The organism is Achromobacter sp. 01N37 (assembly GCF_056399725.1).
The window spans coordinates 238,153-254,140 of sequence record NZ_JBFTRX010000006.1; the positions used below are offsets into that span (position 1 = coordinate 238,153).

Genomic DNA, 15,988 nt, shown 5'->3' on the forward strand with positions numbered 1-15,988 from the left:
AAGCCGGCGCGCATAGTCTGCCCAACGGATTGCCGAACCCACACAGGTACGACGACATGACGACGCTGACCCAGACCACTTCTTACGCGGACGCCCAGGCGCTCTGCTCCTCGGACAAGCTCTGGGAGCTGTTCGACGGCAACCGCGAGCAGATGAACATTGCCCACGAGTGCATCGACCGGCATGCGGGCAAGGACGATCCCGCGATCATCCTGGTGCGCGCGGCGGGCGGTGATGAGATCTACTCGTTTCGCCAGATCGCCGAGCTGTCGTCGCAATTTGCGCACGCACTGGTTGAGCATGGCATCCGCCCCGGCGACCGCGTGGCGGTGATGCTGGAACCGTCGCTGGCGTTCTACGTGGCGATGTTTGGCGCGATGAAAATGGGCGCCATCGCCGTACCGCTGTTCACCTTGTTCGGCCCCGACGGCATCCGCCTGCGTGTGCAGGACTGCAAGCCGCGCATGCTGGTCACCAACGCTGAAAAAGCGCCCATGGTGGCGGCAGGGGACGACATGCGCGTCGTCATTGCCGACGACACGTTCCTGGGCAAACTGGCCAGCTACCCCACGCACTACGCCTGCAATACGCGGGCCGACGACTTGGCCATCTTTCAGTACACCTCGGGCACCACCCGAGAATTGCCGGATGCCGTCAAACACACGCACCGCGCACTCGTCACGCTGATGCTGGCGGCGTTGTACGGCACCGGCGTGCGCCCCGGTGACCGCTTCATGTGCCCGTCATCGCCCGCTTGGGGCCACGGCTTGTGGCATGGCACGCTGGCCCCGTTGGCGCTTGGCGTGACCATTGGCGCCTACGCCGGCAAGTTCAACGCCGAACGCTTGCTGCAAGCCTTGCAGGATCACGCGTTCAACAACATCTCGGCCGCCGCCACGCACTACCGGATGATGCGCAATTCCGGCGCGGCAGGCCGCTACCGCTATCAACTGGACAAGGTGTCCTTCACCGGCGAACCCATCGACAGCGAAACGTCCGCGTTCGTGGAAGCCACCTTCGGCCGGCCCGTTTGCAGCATGTACGGCACCACCGAAATCGGCGTGTGCCTGGTGAACTACCCCGGCGCGACGGACTTCACGGTCAAGCCCGGCTCGCTCGGCAAACCCGTGCCTGGCCTGCGCGTTGAAGTGCAGGACGCCAACGGCGCGCCTTGCCCGCCCGGCGTCACCGGCGAATTGAAGCTGTGGCGGCGCGATGATTGGGTGGCCACCAAAGACCTTGGGCGTGTCGATGAAGACGGCTATTTCTGGCATGGCGGCCGCGCCGACGACGTCATCATCTCGGCCGGCTGGACCATGAGCGCCGTCGAAATCGAAGACGCCATCCTCAAACATCGCGACGTGTCCGAAGCCGCCGCCATCGGCGTGCCGGACGCGCTGCGCGGCCAGGTCGTCAAAGCCTTCGTGGTGTCAGCCCGCCCGGGCGACGACGCCTTCGTGGAAGAAATTCAGAACGCCGTGCGCAGCCAGCTGGCGCAGCACGAGTACCCGCGTCAGGTGGTGTTCGTGCCTGAACTGCCCAAGACGCCGGCCGGAAAGATCCATCGCCGAAAACTGCGGGAGCAAGAACTTGCAACCGCTGATGCATCAACCGTAAACGCCGCGCCCGCCGCGCACGTCTGACCATCCCCCCAGGAGACATCATGCTGACCAAGACCAAAATCGAACGTAGCTTCCCGACCATCACCGAGCAAGGCCTGGACGAACTGCGCGCCCGCATCGGCGTGAAGATCGGCGCCACCGCCGAACCGTGGTGCTACGAAGCCACGCGCGACAACATCCGCCACTACGCCCATGGCATTGGCGACGACAACCCCTTGTGGTCTGACCCGGAGTACGCGGCCAAGACCCAGCACGGCGGCATCATTGCGCTGCCCAGCTTCCTGTTTTCCACGAGCCGTATCGTGTCGGGCTACGTCGGCGGGCTGCCGGGCGTGCATGCGATGTGGTCGGGCGCAGATTGGACGTGGCACAAGACCGTCAAGCGCAACGACACCATCTCTACTGAGGCGCACCTGAAGAACCTGATCGAACACCAGACCCGCTTTGCCGGCCGCGCGATCCAGCAGATCTATCACGTGGACTTCTTCAACCAGGATGGCGACAAGGTGGCCGAGGCCGACAGCTGGTGCTTTCGCACCGAACGCGACCACGCCCGCGAGCAAGGCAGCAAGTACAAGGAAGTGCGCGCCCGCGAACCGCGCCGCTACAGCCCCGAAGAAATCAAGGAGGCCTACAAGCTCTACGCGCAGGAAGAAGTGCGCGGCGCCACGCCCCGTTACTGGGAAGACGTGAAGGAAGGCGAAGCGCTTCCCGTGATGTTCAAAGGCCCGATGACGGTGACCGGCTTCATCGCCTATGCGCAGGGCTGGGGCGGCCTGTACATCCGCGCCAACAAATTGGCGTGGCAACTGATCGACGCGCACCCGGGCGTGGGCATCACCAACCGCTTCGGCATTCCTGACGTGCCGGAACGCGTGCACTGGGAAGAAGAATTCGCGCTGGAAGTCGGCGCGCCGGGCGCCTATGACTACGGCCCCGAACGCAATTCCTGGCTGACGCATCACCTGACCAACTGGATGGGCGACGCCGGCTTCCTGCGCAAGTCCACGTGCAAGATCCGCCGCCACAACCCCGAAGGCGACATGCTGTTCTTCAAAGGCCGCGTCACGCGCAAGTACGTTGAAGACGGCCGCCATCTGGTCGAAATCGAACAGGAAGCCCGCAATCAGGACGACGAATTGTCCGTGCTGGGTTCCGGCGTGGTTGAATTGCCCACCCGCGCGTGATGTCAGCGTGATTCAAGCGTGACGTAATCGGGCCGCCCGGCGCACATCGCGCGCGGCGCGGCTTGTTTTCCCGACGGCTGACCAGCCGCCGCTGCTTGCCATGATCGCGCGCGTGCGCTTGCCGCCCGCGCGTCGGACATGACCATAACGAGGTCAATGATGTCTGGTTCATCGGAGCATGCTGCACACGCCCCCGACGCCCCCAACGCCCGCGCGCCGGGCGCGTTGGCAGGCTTACGGGTCATTGATCTTTCCCGCGTGCTGGCGGGGCCGCTTTGCACTCAGATGCTGGCGGACCAGGGCGCAAGCGTGATCAAGGTCGAGCCGCCGGGCGGCGACGAAACACGCATGTTGGGCCCGCCCGTCAATGCCGACGGCGACGCCGCCTACTTCACCGCCGTCAACCGCGGCAAGCGCGCGATCGGCCTGGACCTGTCACGCGCAGAAGGGCGCGACGTGTTGTTGCGCCTGTTGGAAGATGCCGATGTGCTGGTCGAGAACTTCATTCCCGGCACGATGGCCAAGTGGGGGCTGGACTACGAAACGGATTTGAAGGCCCGCTTTCCCCAACTGATCTATTGCGCCATTTCCGGCTTCGGCGAAGACGGCCCGCTGGGCGGCCTGCCGGGCTACGACGCCATCCTGCAAGCGATGTGCGGCTTGATGAGCGTGAACGGCGACGCCGCCAGCGGCCCCACGCGCATCGGCATCCCTATCGTGGACCACCTGACGGGCTACACCGCGCAGGCTGGCATCTTGCTGGCGCTGTACCACCGCGCACGCACCGGACGCGGCCAGCGCGTTGAGGCCACGCTATACGACACCGCGCTCAGCCTGCTGGTGCCGCACGCCGCCAACTGGATGCACACGCAGCGCACGCCGGGCCTGCTGGGCAGCGCGCACCCCAACATCGCACCGTATGACCGCTATGCCTGCCGCGATGGCGACATCTTCCTGGGCATCGTCAACGACCGCCAGTTCCGCAAGTTCTGCGACTACATCGGCCTGGCGCCCTTGCTGGAAGACGAACGCTTTGCCACCAACCGCCAGCGCCTGGAACACCGCGATGCGCTGCGCACCGCCATCGACGAAGCGCTTGCCCATCGCGCGCGCGACACCGTCTGCCACGACCTGATGCAGCTGGGCGTACCCGTCGGCCCCGTCCATACGGTGCCGGAAGCGTTCGAGCACGCACACACGCGCCACCGCGGCATGCGCATCGACCGCGACGGCTATCACGGCATCGGCGCGGCCACTCGCCTGTCGGATGCGCCCGCGCGCCTGCGCCGCCTGCCCCCTGCTTATGCGCAGCACACCGACGAGGTCCTCCGGGAGGCCGGCCTCGACGACACCCACATCGCGGCCCTGCGCGAGCTGGGCGTCTTGCCACGCAGGCCTCCTTCGAAGCCGTAGCAACACGACCGACCGCCCATAAAAAAATCCAGGAGACCACCATGAAGACACTACGCTTGATCGCCGCGCTAGCGGCGTCCTTGCTGTTCACGCAGCCTGCGGCCGCGGCCGACAGCTACCCCTCGAAACCCATACGCATCATCGTTCCCTATCAAGCCGGGCAAGGCACCGACGTGGCCGGCCGCTACCTGGGCGAGTACCTGGCCAAGGCGCTAGGGCAAGCCGTCATTGTCGAAAACCGGCCCGGCGCGGGCGGCAACATCGGCGCGTCCGAAGCGGCGCGCGCCACGCCCGACGGCTACACGCTGTTGATGGGCACGAACGGCACGCATGTGCTGAACCAGTACATGTACGCGTCCACCAACTTCGATCCTGAAAAAGATTTCGAACCCATCATGCTGGTCAGCTCGTTTCCGATGGTGCTGCTGACCACGCCCGCGTCGTCCTACACGAGCCTTGCCGACTTGCGCGACGCCGCCAAGGCCAAGACCGACAGCGTCAACGTCGGCATGCCCAGCACCACGGCGCGGCTAGTGTTTGAACTGCTCAAGCAGCAAGGCGTGTCCAGCTTGCGCGGCATTCCCTACAAGGGCTCGGCCACCGCCACCACCGACCTGATGGGCGGCCAGGTGCAGATCGGCATCGACACCGTCAGCGCCGCGCGCTCGTTCATCACGGGCGGCAAACTGCGCGCGCTGGCGGTAACGTCATTGAAGGAATCGGCGCTGCTGCCCGGGGTCAAGCCCGTATCGGCCCAAGGCTTACCAGACTTTCAGGTGATTGCGTGGAATGGCTTGTACGCCCCCAAAGGCACGCCGCCCGCCGTCGTGCAGAAGCTGAACGCCGAACTGACAAAGATTCTGGCGCGCCCCGAAGTGCAGCAACGTCTGTTGGAGTTGGGGCATGAACCGGGCGGCGGCACGCCGGGCGAACTGGCCGCCTTTGCCCGCAGCGAACGTCTGAAGTGGCAGCCACTGATTGTTCAGGCGGGGCTGAAAGCGGAATAGCGTCTTTCGCTTCACCCGGCATAGAACGAGCCCAGGCCTTGCGCCTGGGCTTTTTCATGGGGCGGCGCCGGGCTACTGGCTACTGGCTACTGGCTACTGGCTACTGGCTACTGGCTACTGGCTCCTCGCTACTGGCCACTGCCTACCGCGTGACCGAGTTACCGGGTTAACCCCAGCAGAATTAATACCTATAACATCAGAGAATATATTTATTGGAGACACCACCCCACCCATCCCTAATTCCGGGAGAAGACCATGGCAATGCCCACCCTCAAGCATTTCATCAACGGCCAATACGCGGAGTCCTCGGGCTCCGAGTATTTTGATTTGATCAGCCCCGTCACCGGCAAGCCGATCGCCCGCTCTCCCAACGCCAACGATGCCGACGTTGACGCCGCCTACGCCGCCGCCCGCAACGCGTTCAAGACCTGGGGCCGCAGCACGCCTTCCGCGCGCCAGCAGGCGCTGCTGAAACTGGCCGACGCGGTCGCCGAAAACAGCAGCCGCCTGGTCGACGCCCAAAGCCGCAACACCGGCCAGCTCAAACACCTGATCGCCTCTGAAGAAGTCGCCGTGTGCGTCGACCAGATCCGCTTCTTCGCCGGCGCCGCCCGCTTCCTGGAAGGCAAGGCCACGGGCGAATACATGGAAGGCCTGACCTCCAGCATCCGCCGCGAACCCTTGGGCGTGGTCGGGCAAGTCACGCCGTGGAACTACCCGTTGATGATGGCCGTGTGGAAGATCGCGCCGGCGCTTGCGGCGGGCAACACCGTCGTGCTCAAGCCCAGCGACAGCACCCCCGAAAGCACGCTGCTGCTGGCCGAGATTGCCGCGCCCTTCTTCCCCGCCGGCGCCTTTAACGTGGTGCTGGGCAACGCCGCCACCGGCGCCAAGGTGGTGTCGCACAAGACGCCCGCGCTGGTATCCATCACCGGCTCAGTGCGCGCCGGGCTGCAAGTGGCCGCCTCCGCCGCCGCCAACCTGACCCGCGCCCACCTTGAGCTGGGCGGCAAGGCGCCCGTCGTCATCTTCGAAGACGCCGACCTGGACCGCGCCGCGCAGCACATCGCCATGACCGGCTACTTCAACGCCGGCCAAGATTGCACCGCCGCCACCCGCGTGATCGTGGCCGAATCCGTGCATGACGCGTTCGTATCGAAACTTGTCGCCGCCGCGCGCGACACCCGCTTTGGCGAGCCGGACGACCAAGACGCGCTCTACGGCCCGCTGAACAACGCCGCCCAACTGGAACGCGTGCAAGGCTTCATCCAGCGCCTGCCCGCCCATGCCCGCGTCGAAACCGGTGGCCGCCAAGCTGCGCGCCCCGGCTACTACTTCGAACCCACCGTCATCACCGGCCTGCAACAGCAAGACGAAGCCATCCAGACGGAAGTCTTCGGCCCGGTCATCACCGTGCAGAAGTTCAAAGACGAACAAGACGCCATCAGCAAAGCCAACGACGTGGAATACGGCCTGGCCTCCAGCGTCTGGACGCGCGACCACGGCCGCGCCCAACGCCTGTCGCGCGAGCTGGACTTCGGCACCGTGTGGATCAACACCCACATCCCGCTGGTAGCGGAAGCGCCGCATGGCGGGTTCAAGCGCAGCGGCTACGGCAAGGACTTGTCCGCCTATGGCTTCGAGGAATACACGCGCGTGAAGCACGTGATGAGCGCTCACGACTAAGGACCGGCCATGACATCCATCCACACGCAAGCCGATCGCACGCGCGAGCTCGTCACTCGCGCGCACCATGAACTGTTCAACCTGCACAACACGGGTGCGCTGGAACGCCTGTTCTCGCCGGCCTTCATCGAACACTCCGCGCTGGTCAAGGACGGCATCGACGGCTTGTTCAAGCTGCTGCACGACCACCCCGCCATTCAGTACGACGCGCATCGCGTGCTGGTGGATGGCGATCTCGTCGCCTTGCACGGCCGCTACACCGGTCTGGATGCCGAGCCCCTGGTGGGCTTCGACATCTACCGCGTGGCCGATGGCTTGATCGTCGAACACTGGGACGGGCTGGTGCCCGAAGCCGCGCCCAACGCCAGCGGCCGCACGCAGCTGGACGGCCCGACGGAACCCCGTGCGGGCCAAGACACCGACGCCAACCGCGCCCTGGTCACGGCCTTCTTCAAGCGTGCACTGATTGAAGGCGACTACACCGCATTCAGCGACTACGGCAACGGCGAAGGCTTCCATCAACACAGCCCGGATATCGCCGACGGCACAACGGCCGTCATCGACTTTCTGAACCAGCTGCGCAAAGACGGCCAGGAACTGAAGTACAGCCGCACCCACCGCAGCGTGGCCGAAGGCGATTTCGTGCTGACGCATTCGGAAGGCAGCATCGCCGGCACGCGCCACGCGTACTTCGAACTGTGGCGCGTCCAAGACGGCAAGGTCGCTGAACTCTGGGACGCCATCATGCCGGTGCCGGACGACCGGCAGGCGGCGCACGCTCACGGCATCTTCTGACGGCGCCCATGGCATGATGCACGTTTCTCTTTTCCGCCCCGGAGTCCGCCCATGACCGCCCACGCCATCGTCTATGCCCCCATCGGCCAAGGCACGCGCTCGGATCAGGTTGTTGAACGGCTCAGCAACGCCATCGTTGCGGGGCTGCTTCATGCCGACGAGCAACTGCCCAACGAGAACGAGCTGTCGCGCCTGATGGGGGTGTCGCCCGTGACCGTGCGCGAAGCCTTGAACACGCTGCGTGCGCGGCAACTGATCGACACCCGGCGCGGGCGCAACGGCGGCAGCTTTGTCTGCCCCGTGCCGGCGGACATGCTGCGTGACCGCCATCCGCTGCGCCTGGCCACTTCGGGCGATCTGGCTGATCTGGGCGAATTGCATTGCGCCCTGATCAGCCACAGCGCAAGGCTTGCCTCGCAGCGGTCCACACCGGATGAACACCAGCGGCTGGCGCAACAGATCGACCTGTTCGAAGCGGCCGCTGACCCGCAAGCGCGCGCGCAGGCCGACATGCGCTGCCTGCTGATGCTGGCCAGCCATGCGCAGTCGGCCCGGCTGGCGAACCAGGAACTGGAAGTGCAGGCGGAATGGGCGCCGCTTGCGGCATCGCTGTATCAAGACGCCACGCTGCATGCCGACGCCGTGGCGGCGTACCGGCGCTTGCAAGAGGCGTTGACCCAAGGCGACGAAGCCGCTAGCGGTGAACGGGCGCAAGACATGATCGGCGCAATGACGGATTGCCTGCTGGAACACAAACTGCGGCTGGATGCGCTGGGGGGTCAACCGCCCCCCCAGCCGACAGCAAGCCCGCCACCAACCCGCTGACAACAGTGACTGACAACGCCCGCTGAACAAGACGGCTGGAAAAAGCCGCTGGGTAGGCTGCTGAAACAGGCTGCTGAAAACAGCAGCCCCCCCCCCAGGCAAAGAGGAGACGGCAGATGAACGAAGACGCAAACATCGATCGCGCCAACGGCATTCTGGAATGCGTCTTGAACGATGCGCAGAACACCGCAAGCGCACTGGCGGACGCCACGGCCCAGATTTTTTCGGGCCAAACGCCGGCCCCGGACAGCGGCCTGCGGCTGTCGGCCGAACAGCGGCGCGCGTTGCAGACCCACATCCAGGTGGCGCTGCGCCTGAACCCCTGGTGCAACGGCGCGGGCTTTGCCAGCTATGCCGCGCCCGAAGGCCCCGAAGACGGCTATTGGACGCTGGAGTGGTGGCACCAAGAGGGGCGATCCTTGCAGCAAGCGCAGCTGGAACGCAATCAGGAAACGCGCCGCCGGCTGGACTTCCGTGCCTTCGCCTGGTTCGATGAGCCCGCCCGCCGCCACCGCCCCATCATTGAAGGCCCGTATGTGGACTACATCTGCAACGGCGCCTACACCATCACCGCTGCGCATCCGGTGCTGGTCGGCGATGCGTTCGCCGGTGTGGCGGCCGTAGACGTACTGGTCTCCACCCTGGACCGCATGCTGCTGCCCGCCTTGCGCAGCATCGGCACGCCGGCGCTCGTACTGAACGCAGACTCACGCGTCGTGACCTCTACCGCGCGCGGTGTCCGCCCCGGCACCCTGTGGCAAGCCAAAGACGGCGACCGCCTGATTGGCGCTCCCAACGCGCTGCGCCTGGCCGTACTGCCAACGCCGCCGTCCCGCACGCCACGCGGCCATCCCGCCAGCGCGCATCCGCTGCGCCACCCCGGCTGACGCGCCGGGGCCACGCCCCACTCCCATTGACTTCGTACGCTCCGCGCCCTTGCTGGCGCGGCCGGCGCACATCTTTTGCAAACTGGAGAACCCCATGAAGTGGTATCTGCAAGCCCTGAAACACTACGCCGTCTTCAACGGCCGCGCCTCGCGCAAGGAGTACTGGATCTTCGTGCTGTTTCAAATCCTGGCCGTGCTGGCGATTTCCGCCGCCGAACGCGCGGCCGCCGTCGCCAACCCCGAGATTCTGTTCGGCTGGTACACCGCGGGCTTTCTGCTGCTGACCTTGCTGCCCGCGCTGGCCGTGACGATCCGCCGCTTGCACGACACCGGCCGCAGCGGCTGGTGGGGCTTGCTGCACGCCGTGCCTGTCGCCGGCACGCTGCTCTTGCAGGCATTCATGCTGCCCGCCAGCGCGCGCGGACGAAACCGCTACGGCCCTGCCCCCGCGCCGGTGATGGCGTAAGCCGAAAGCCCTTGAATCCAGGACCTTAGACATGACACTGAACCGACGCGATTTCATCCTAAAAACCGCGGTTGCGACCACCGCGGCAAGCGCCGTGGGTGCGCTGGGCCTATGGCCCAAGCATTCCGCCGCACTGACCTTGGCGCCCGCGGGCGTTTCGCCCTCGGCCTCGATGCTGCCGCCTTCAGAGCTGCTGCAAGACGCACGCAAGGTGCCCACGCGGCTGGGCATCGACCCCCGCATCTGGAACTGGCGCAGCGACGCCAGCGCGTCCGATCCCATGCCCGCCAACTACTACGAAGCATCGTTGTCGGACTGGCCCGCCTTCGGCGGCTTGCCGGGCGACCTGCATTGCGAAGTTGTCGTCATCGGTGGCGGCCTGCTTGGCGCATCCACGGCGTTGCACCTGGCCGAAGCGGGGGTGGATGTCGTGCTGATCGAAAAAGACCACATCGGCTCGGGCGCGTCCGGCCGCAACGGTGGCCAGATGACGCCGGGGCTGGCGCGTTGGGAAGCCGGCACCATGCTGGAAAACCTGTCGCCCGATGAAGCCCAGCGGCTGTGGCGCTTTGCCTCGGTCGAAGCCATGGAAACCGTGGACGGTTTGCGCCACCGCCACGGCTTCGATTGCGACCGCCAATACGGCCACATCACGGCAGCGGTGCACGCAGGCCACATGGGCGCGCTGGTCGACAACGCCGATGCGCGCCGCCGCCTGGGCGATGACAGCGTCAAGATCATTGGCCGCCATCAATTGAACGAGCAGCACGTGAAGTCCGACATCTACTTCGGCGCCGCCATCGACAGCGGCGGCGGCCAGGTGCAGCCGCTGGCCCTGCTGCGCGGGCTGATTCACGCCTTCGTGAAACTGGGCGGCAGGGTGTATGACGGCACGGCCGCGCAAGCCATCGAAGAATCACCGGGCAGCACGCTGGTGAAGACGGCGCAGGGCGCGCTCAAGGCCACCAAGGCCGTGGTCTTGGCCGTGCACAGCGCCACGTTCCAGTTCATGCCGGGCAGCGCCACCACCGTGCCATTCTTCACCTATGTGGCCGTCACACCGCCGCTGGGCAATACGCTGGACGCGCTCATCCCATCCGGCCTGCCGGTCTACGACACGCAACTGCAAATCGATTACTACCGCCCCGTGCGCGACAACCGCCTGCTGTTTGGCGGACAAGGCACGGGCAACTCGTGGTCACCGCGTGACGTCAACAACTACCTGCTCGACCGCATCAAGACCGTGTTCCCGCAACTGGAAAATCCCGAGCTGGAATATTCCTGGAGCGGCATCAGCGACCTGACCTTGAACGGCGCAACCGACAGCCGCAAAAGCGCGGGCGACGTGCCGGTATACATGGTGCACGGCTGGAGCGGGCACGGCGTGGCGCAGACGGTGCGCATTGGCCGCGCGATCAGCGACGACCTGACCGGCCGCAACAATGACTACGCCATGCTGACGCGCTTTGATCACGCCGGCATTCCGCTGGGCCGTCATCTGTCGCCCGTTGCGATTCCGCTGATCAAGGGCGCGCTGGGCGTCAGGGGCTTGATCAACCCCGCCGACATGGTGTCGTTCTAAGCCGGCACGCGCGCCCGGCGCTGGCCCATGGCGGCAATGGCCACGGCCAGCACCAGCAACGCCGCCGCCAACGCATAGGTGCCACGCATGCCTGCCGCCAACGCGGCGGGCGGCGCCATCCGCACGTCGCCCGCGCCGGACGCCCACGCGAATACCGCGCCCATCAACGATGCCCCGGTAATAAACCCCAGATTGCGCGACAGGTTCAACAGGCCCGAGACCGCACCGCGCTGATCCGCCCCGGCGCTCGCCATGATGGCGCTGCTGTTGGCCGCCTGAAACAGCGCATAGCCGCTGGTGATGACCACCAGCGGCGCCACGTAGCCCACTGGGCCAAACGTCAACGGCGCCAGCGGCAACAGCGTTGCGCCTATCGTCATCGCGACGAGCCCGGCCAGCATCACGCGTTGCGCGCCGTAACGGTCCACACTGCGGCCCGCCGGCACACCGGCCAACGCGGCCACGGCGGGTCCGCAAGACATCACCAGCCCCACTCTCGCCGCGTCCAGGCCCAACGCGCCCGCCAGATAGAACGGGCCAACCACCAACGTCGTCATCATCACGGTGGAGACAAGCGCATTCGTCGCTACGCCAGCGCTCAAGATCGGTTCGCGAAACAGCGCCAGCCGGATCAACGGCGATGCCGACCTTGCCTGCACTCGCACGAACATTGCGGCGGCGATCACCGCGACCGCCAGTAGCGCCAGGGTGGTTACGCCGAGGCCGCCGCCTGCCGTCATCGCCAACGCATAGGCGGCGACACCCACCGCCAGCAGCACCGAACCCGTGGCGTCAAAGCGCGCCCCGGGTTGAGCGGCATGCGCAGTGTCCTGAGGCAAATGCCGCCAAGCCAAGCCAAACAGCGCGGCGCCCAAGGGCAGATTGATCAGGAAAATCGACGGCCAGCCGAATCCGCTGATGAGCGCGCCGCCCAGCGTCGGACCGAGCGCGGTGCCGATGGCCGACATTGTGCCCAGCAGCCCCATCACGCTGCCCGTCTTCTCCTTGGGTACGGCCACGCTGGCGAACGCCATCGTCAGCGCCATCATGATGGCGGCCCCCACCCCTTGCACGGCACGCGCGGCGATCAACCCGCCCAGCCACGGCGACACGCCGCACAACAGCGACCCCGCCGTGAATAGGCCGATGCCCAGCAGCATCAGCCGCCGGCGGCCCATCACATCGCCCAAGCGCCCTGCGCTGACGATCACCGTGGTGATGGCCAGCAGATACGCCAGCACCACCCATTGCACCGGGGCGAAGCCCGCATCAAAGGTTTGCGCGAGCGTCGGCAACGCCACGTTCGCAATGCTGGTGCCAAGCGCGGGCAACAGCATCGCCAAGGACAGGCTGGCCAGTAATGGCCGGGAAGCAGGCATAACGGGATGAGAAGATTGCACGATCAGGCCTAGAGGAATGGCTTGCCAACATGGCGCGCTGAAACCATCCTAGACTTGTGCGTCATTAGGCGGAAGACGCAGCATTTGCATTGAATACCTGCACGGAACGCCATGTCATGACGCGCACATCTGCGCGCCGCCATGCTACGTTTGCGACATGGCTTCCCCCGACCTTAATCTGCTGATCACCCTGGACGTGCTGCTGGACGAAGGCAGCGTCGCGCGCGCGGCGCGCCGGCTGCGCTTGAGCCCATCAGCCATGAGCCGCGCACTGGCTCGCTTACGGGAAACCACGGGCGACCCGCTGCTGGTGCGCGCCGGACGTGGCCTCGTCCCTACGCCACGGGCGCTTGAGCTGCGCGGCCGGGTGCATACGCTGGTGCAAGACGTCGAAGCAGTGTTGCGCCCTGCCGAACAGCTGGATCTGGCGCGTCTGGAGCGCACCTTCACGCTACGAACCAGCGACGGGTTTGTGGAAAATGTCGGGCCGATTCTGCTCAACCGCATCGGCCGGGAAGCCCCGGGCGTGCGGCTGCGCTTCATGCAGAAAGCGGACAAAGACAGCGCGCCGCTGCGCGAGGGCGAAGTCGATTTGGATACGGGCGTGGTCAGTGACGCCGCCAGCCCCGAACTGCGCACCCGCGCACTCTTCCAAGATAGATTCATCGGCGTCGTGCGCGCCGGCCATCCGCTAAGCGGCGGCAAGGTAACGCTTGCCCGCTACGCCAACGCACACCACATTCTGATGTCACGGCGCAATCGTGAGACCGGCCCGGTCGACGACGCCTTGGCCGCCACGGGACGCAAGCGTCATATCGCCACCACCGTCGGCGGATTTTCCGCCGCGCTGGCGCTGGCCCGGCACTCGGACCTGATCGCCACGGTGCCCGAGCGGCACACGGGCAATCTGCGCACCGGGATGCACAGCTTCCCGCTGCCCTTCCCGATGCCCGCGTTCACGGTGTCGATGCTGTGGCATCCCCGCATGGACGGAGATGCCGCGCATCGCTGGCTGCGCGGGTGCGTGCTGGACGCGGTCCAGCAGTTGCCCGCGCGCTGACGCGACGCGGGTTATTTGGCCGCTTATTTTCCTGCTTACTTGGCTGCACTGGCCGCGGTGGCCGCAGTGGCCGCAGTGGCCGCCAGCGCATCAAACTTCTTATCCAATTCGGCAAGCGACTGGTTGATGTGATCGCGGCGGTCTTTGATCCACTTGCCTTGCGAGGCCAGTTGCTCGCGCGCTTCTTTCAGCATGCGATCCATCTCGGCCGGCTGCGGGCCGCCGCTGGTGGCGCGGTTCTTCACGATGGCGACCGGGTCCAGCGTGGAACGGAACTCGGCTTCGCTCATCGGCAGTTCATTGCCGTACTTGGAATCCTTCATCGCATCGGCGTAGATGCGGCGGGCCTGTTCATACGGGAAGTCCAAGGGCTTGATGTTGTTGGTCTTGGCGTAGGTGACCACTTCGGAGGCGAAGTGATGGCCATCGCGGAACGGCAGCTTGTACTTGCGCATCAGCACGTCGGCCAGTTCCTGCGATGCGGTCCAGTCGCTGTTCAGTTCTTCCAGCGCGCGGTCCGGGCTGATGACCATGGCCTTGAGCACGCGGTCCCAGCGCTTGAGTGCCGAGATACCGCTGTCGACCATGGCGGAATTCTGCTTCACGTCTTTGGGGTCGCTCATGCCCGGCGTGATGTTGTGCGTCTGGATGACGGGGCCCATCGCCAGCGTAATAGCGGTGGACGCGTCGCTGCGGGTGTCATTCAGCAGACCGGGGTTGCGCTTTTGCGGCATGGCGCTGGACACATAGGTATTGCCGCCGCCCTCTTCCAGCAGAATCCACGGGCGCGACTGCGCGTACTGGGTCATGACGTCTTCAACAAAGTTGCCGGTACGCAGCGCGATGCTGGTGACGATCGACGCCACTTCCACCGGCTGGTCCATCGACGAAATCTGCGAGGCATCGTAGGCGTTATCCACCAACGCTTCAAAGCCCAGGTATTGCGCCATACGCTTGCGGTCCAGCGGCCAGCTGGTGCCGTTCAACACGGTGGTGCCCATGGGCGAACGGTCGATGCGCACATAGGCTTCGCGGATGCGCTGCGCGTCGCGCGCCAAGCCTGCCGCCTGGCCCAGCAGATAGTGTCCGTAGCTGTTGGGCTGCGCGGCCACGCCATTGGTGTAGTTCGGCACGACGGTGCCGGCGTGCTTGGCGGCCAGTTCCACCAGCGTAGTGGACGTCTTGTTCAACTGGTCGGCCAGTTCCAGCAGCTTGTCGCGCAAGATGGCGCTGCGGTAGGTGGCGTGCATGTCCTGGCTGGAGCGGCCCGCATGCAGCAGGGTCACGTCTTCGCCGGCCGCCTTGATCAGCAAGGGTTCAAAGGTAATGACGCTGGCCGGGCGCTTGGCGCCGGGCTGGTTGCCGTCGTTGATGACCTTGGCCACGCCTGCGGCCAGGCGCGGCGCCATGGACTTGTCCAGCAGCCCTTCATCGGTGTTGATGACGGCGGTGGCCTTGTTGATTTCTCCCAGCCAGAAGAAGGGGTCGCGCGGCACGGCGGTGGCGGCAGGCGCGGCAGCGGCGGGCGCGTTGGCGGGTGCCGTCGCGGGCGCCGCTTGGGCCAGCGCGGCATGCGTGCTCAGCGACAAGACCAGGGCGGCGCCCAGGGTGGGAAGAAACTGTCTCATGGCTTTCTCGTTATGGGAATCGTTATTGGGGTGCTTGTGGCGGTCGACATCGAAGCCGATAGGGGGATCGATAGAGAAGCCGACTCCAGGGCGGTTGGCTAGTTTATGGAAAAGCCCCCGGCCCGAAAACCGGGTATTACACGGATATCCCGCGAATGCGTAACAAGAGCCCTCCAGGCTGAATAGTTCCTGACGCGATGACGCAGCGCAAAAAAATTGCGGGGCGACGCCGCTGACGCTGAGCGGGAACGAGAGTTAGCCAGGCGCCCTGATTCCTGACGCGCCCCAGTTCGTCGTGCATCTCATAGCGGTATGGCGGGATGCCAAAAAGTGGCCGGGTCCGTCAGGCCGCTTTGCTTCTAGAATTCCAGCACGCACTGCGCGCGCCCGCGCGCGGGCGGGATTCATTCAGCAGCACCGGGAGACTCAT

The 15,988-nt window shown here is 65.6% G+C and carries 13 protein-coding genes; 11 read left to right on the forward strand and 2 right to left on the reverse strand.

The features are described 5' to 3' along the window. Positions 1–56 precede the first annotated feature (56 nt). From AC1DSJ_RS16575 to AC1DSJ_RS16620, 10 genes are all read left to right on the forward strand, one after another. Complete coding sequence (locus AC1DSJ_RS16575) at positions 57–1,643, forward strand: acetate--CoA ligase (RefSeq protein ID WP_441371656.1); 1,587 nt, start codon at positions 57–59, stop codon at positions 1,641–1,643. Positions 1,644–1,663: 20 nt separating this feature from the next. Further along, positions 1,664–2,809 carry an FAS1-like dehydratase domain-containing protein gene (locus tag AC1DSJ_RS16580; protein ID WP_054427569.1) on the forward strand — a complete coding sequence of 382 codons (1,146 nt, stop codon included), beginning with the start codon at positions 1,664–1,666 and terminating at the stop codon, positions 2,807–2,809. A gap of 156 nt (positions 2,810–2,965) precedes the next feature. Continuing rightward, positions 2,966–4,222 (forward strand): CaiB/BaiF CoA transferase family protein, encoded by a 1,257-nt coding sequence (locus AC1DSJ_RS16585; protein WP_427945055.1) that lies wholly within the window; start codon positions 2,966–2,968, stop codon positions 4,220–4,222. Positions 4,223–4,263: 41 nt separating this feature from the next. Continuing rightward, positions 4,264–5,229, forward strand: coding sequence for a Bug family tripartite tricarboxylate transporter substrate binding protein (locus tag AC1DSJ_RS16590; protein WP_175170990.1), 966 nt, complete (start codon positions 4,264–4,266; stop codon positions 5,227–5,229). 255 nt (positions 5,230–5,484) lie between these two features. Further along, the gene (locus AC1DSJ_RS16595) at positions 5,485–6,915 is read left to right on the forward strand and encodes a gamma-aminobutyraldehyde dehydrogenase (RefSeq protein ID WP_054427566.1); all 1,431 of its coding nucleotides are present in this window, start codon (positions 5,485–5,487) and stop codon (positions 6,913–6,915) included. 9 nt (positions 6,916–6,924) lie between these two features. Next, a complete protein-coding gene (locus tag AC1DSJ_RS16600) occupies positions 6,925–7,710 on the forward strand; it encodes a nuclear transport factor 2 family protein (RefSeq protein WP_054427565.1) in 786 nt (261 codons plus the stop codon). A 51-nt stretch (positions 7,711–7,761) separates the two neighbouring features. Continuing rightward, positions 7,762–8,535: a FadR/GntR family transcriptional regulator gene (locus tag AC1DSJ_RS16605; protein ID WP_441371657.1), complete on the forward strand. Its 774-nt coding sequence runs from the start codon at positions 7,762–7,764 to the stop codon at positions 8,533–8,535. A gap of 116 nt (positions 8,536–8,651) precedes the next feature. Further along, positions 8,652–9,422 (forward strand): cache domain-containing protein, encoded by a 771-nt coding sequence (locus tag AC1DSJ_RS16610; RefSeq protein WP_346551665.1) that lies wholly within the window; start codon positions 8,652–8,654, stop codon positions 9,420–9,422. A gap of 94 nt (positions 9,423–9,516) precedes the next feature. Continuing rightward, positions 9,517–9,888: a DUF805 domain-containing protein gene (locus tag AC1DSJ_RS16615; protein ID WP_346551667.1), complete on the forward strand. Its 372-nt coding sequence runs from the start codon at positions 9,517–9,519 to the stop codon at positions 9,886–9,888. A gap of 172 nt (positions 9,889–10,060) precedes the next feature. Further along, on the forward strand, positions 10,061–11,470 hold the full coding sequence (locus AC1DSJ_RS16620) for an NAD(P)/FAD-dependent oxidoreductase (RefSeq protein WP_342066825.1): 1,410 nt from the start codon (positions 10,061–10,063) through the stop codon (positions 11,468–11,470). On the opposite strand, the gene AC1DSJ_RS16625 is transcribed toward AC1DSJ_RS16620, so the two are convergent. Further along, entirely contained in the window at positions 11,467–12,870 is a 1,404-nt protein-coding gene (locus tag AC1DSJ_RS16625) for an MFS transporter (RefSeq protein ID WP_441371658.1), read from the reverse strand. The two genes, AC1DSJ_RS16620 and AC1DSJ_RS16625, sit on opposite strands and share 4 nt — an antisense overlap. A 157-nt stretch (positions 12,871–13,027) precedes the next feature. Here AC1DSJ_RS16625 and AC1DSJ_RS16630 point away from each other — a divergent pair, with 157 nt between their 5' ends. Next, a complete protein-coding gene (locus AC1DSJ_RS16630; RefSeq protein WP_441371659.1) occupies positions 13,028–13,930 on the forward strand; it encodes a LysR family transcriptional regulator in 903 nt (300 codons plus the stop codon). Between the two features lie 35 nt (positions 13,931–13,965). Here AC1DSJ_RS16630 and AC1DSJ_RS16635 read toward each other — a convergent pair whose 3' ends face one another. After that, the gene (locus AC1DSJ_RS16635; protein ID WP_441371660.1) at positions 13,966–15,558 is read right to left on the reverse strand and encodes an argininosuccinate lyase; all 1,593 of its coding nucleotides are present in this window, start codon (positions 15,556–15,558) and stop codon (positions 13,966–13,968) included. Positions 15,559–15,988 lie beyond the last annotated feature (430 nt).

What these genes read in the sequence shown, in the direction of transcription:
- AC1DSJ_RS16575 (WP_441371656.1), top strand. Translation starts at nt 57, where the DNA reads ATGACGACGCTGACCCAGACCACTTCTTACGCGGACGCCCAGGCGCTC.
- AC1DSJ_RS16580 (WP_054427569.1), top strand. Translation starts at nt 1,664, where the DNA reads ATGCTGACCAAGACCAAAATCGAACGTAGCTTCCCGACCATCACCGAG.
- AC1DSJ_RS16585 (WP_427945055.1), top strand. Translation starts at nt 2,966, where the DNA reads ATGATGTCTGGTTCATCGGAGCATGCTGCACACGCCCCCGACGCCCCC.
- AC1DSJ_RS16590 (WP_175170990.1), top strand. Translation starts at nt 4,264, where the DNA reads ATGAAGACACTACGCTTGATCGCCGCGCTAGCGGCGTCCTTGCTGTTC.
- AC1DSJ_RS16595 (WP_054427566.1), top strand. Translation starts at nt 5,485, where the DNA reads ATGGCAATGCCCACCCTCAAGCATTTCATCAACGGCCAATACGCGGAG.
- AC1DSJ_RS16600 (WP_054427565.1), top strand. Translation starts at nt 6,925, where the DNA reads ATGACATCCATCCACACGCAAGCCGATCGCACGCGCGAGCTCGTCACT.
- AC1DSJ_RS16605 (WP_441371657.1), top strand. Translation starts at nt 7,762, where the DNA reads ATGACCGCCCACGCCATCGTCTATGCCCCCATCGGCCAAGGCACGCGC.
- AC1DSJ_RS16610 (WP_346551665.1), top strand. Translation starts at nt 8,652, where the DNA reads ATGAACGAAGACGCAAACATCGATCGCGCCAACGGCATTCTGGAATGC.
- AC1DSJ_RS16615 (WP_346551667.1), top strand. Translation starts at nt 9,517, where the DNA reads ATGAAGTGGTATCTGCAAGCCCTGAAACACTACGCCGTCTTCAACGGC.
- AC1DSJ_RS16620 (WP_342066825.1), top strand. Translation starts at nt 10,061, where the DNA reads ATGCTGCCGCCTTCAGAGCTGCTGCAAGACGCACGCAAGGTGCCCACG.
- AC1DSJ_RS16630 (WP_441371659.1), top strand. Translation starts at nt 13,028, where the DNA reads ATGGCTTCCCCCGACCTTAATCTGCTGATCACCCTGGACGTGCTGCTG.
- AC1DSJ_RS16635 (WP_441371660.1), bottom strand. Translation starts at nt 15,558, where the DNA reads ATGAGACAGTTTCTTCCCACCCTGGGCGCCGCCCTGGTCTTGTCGCTG.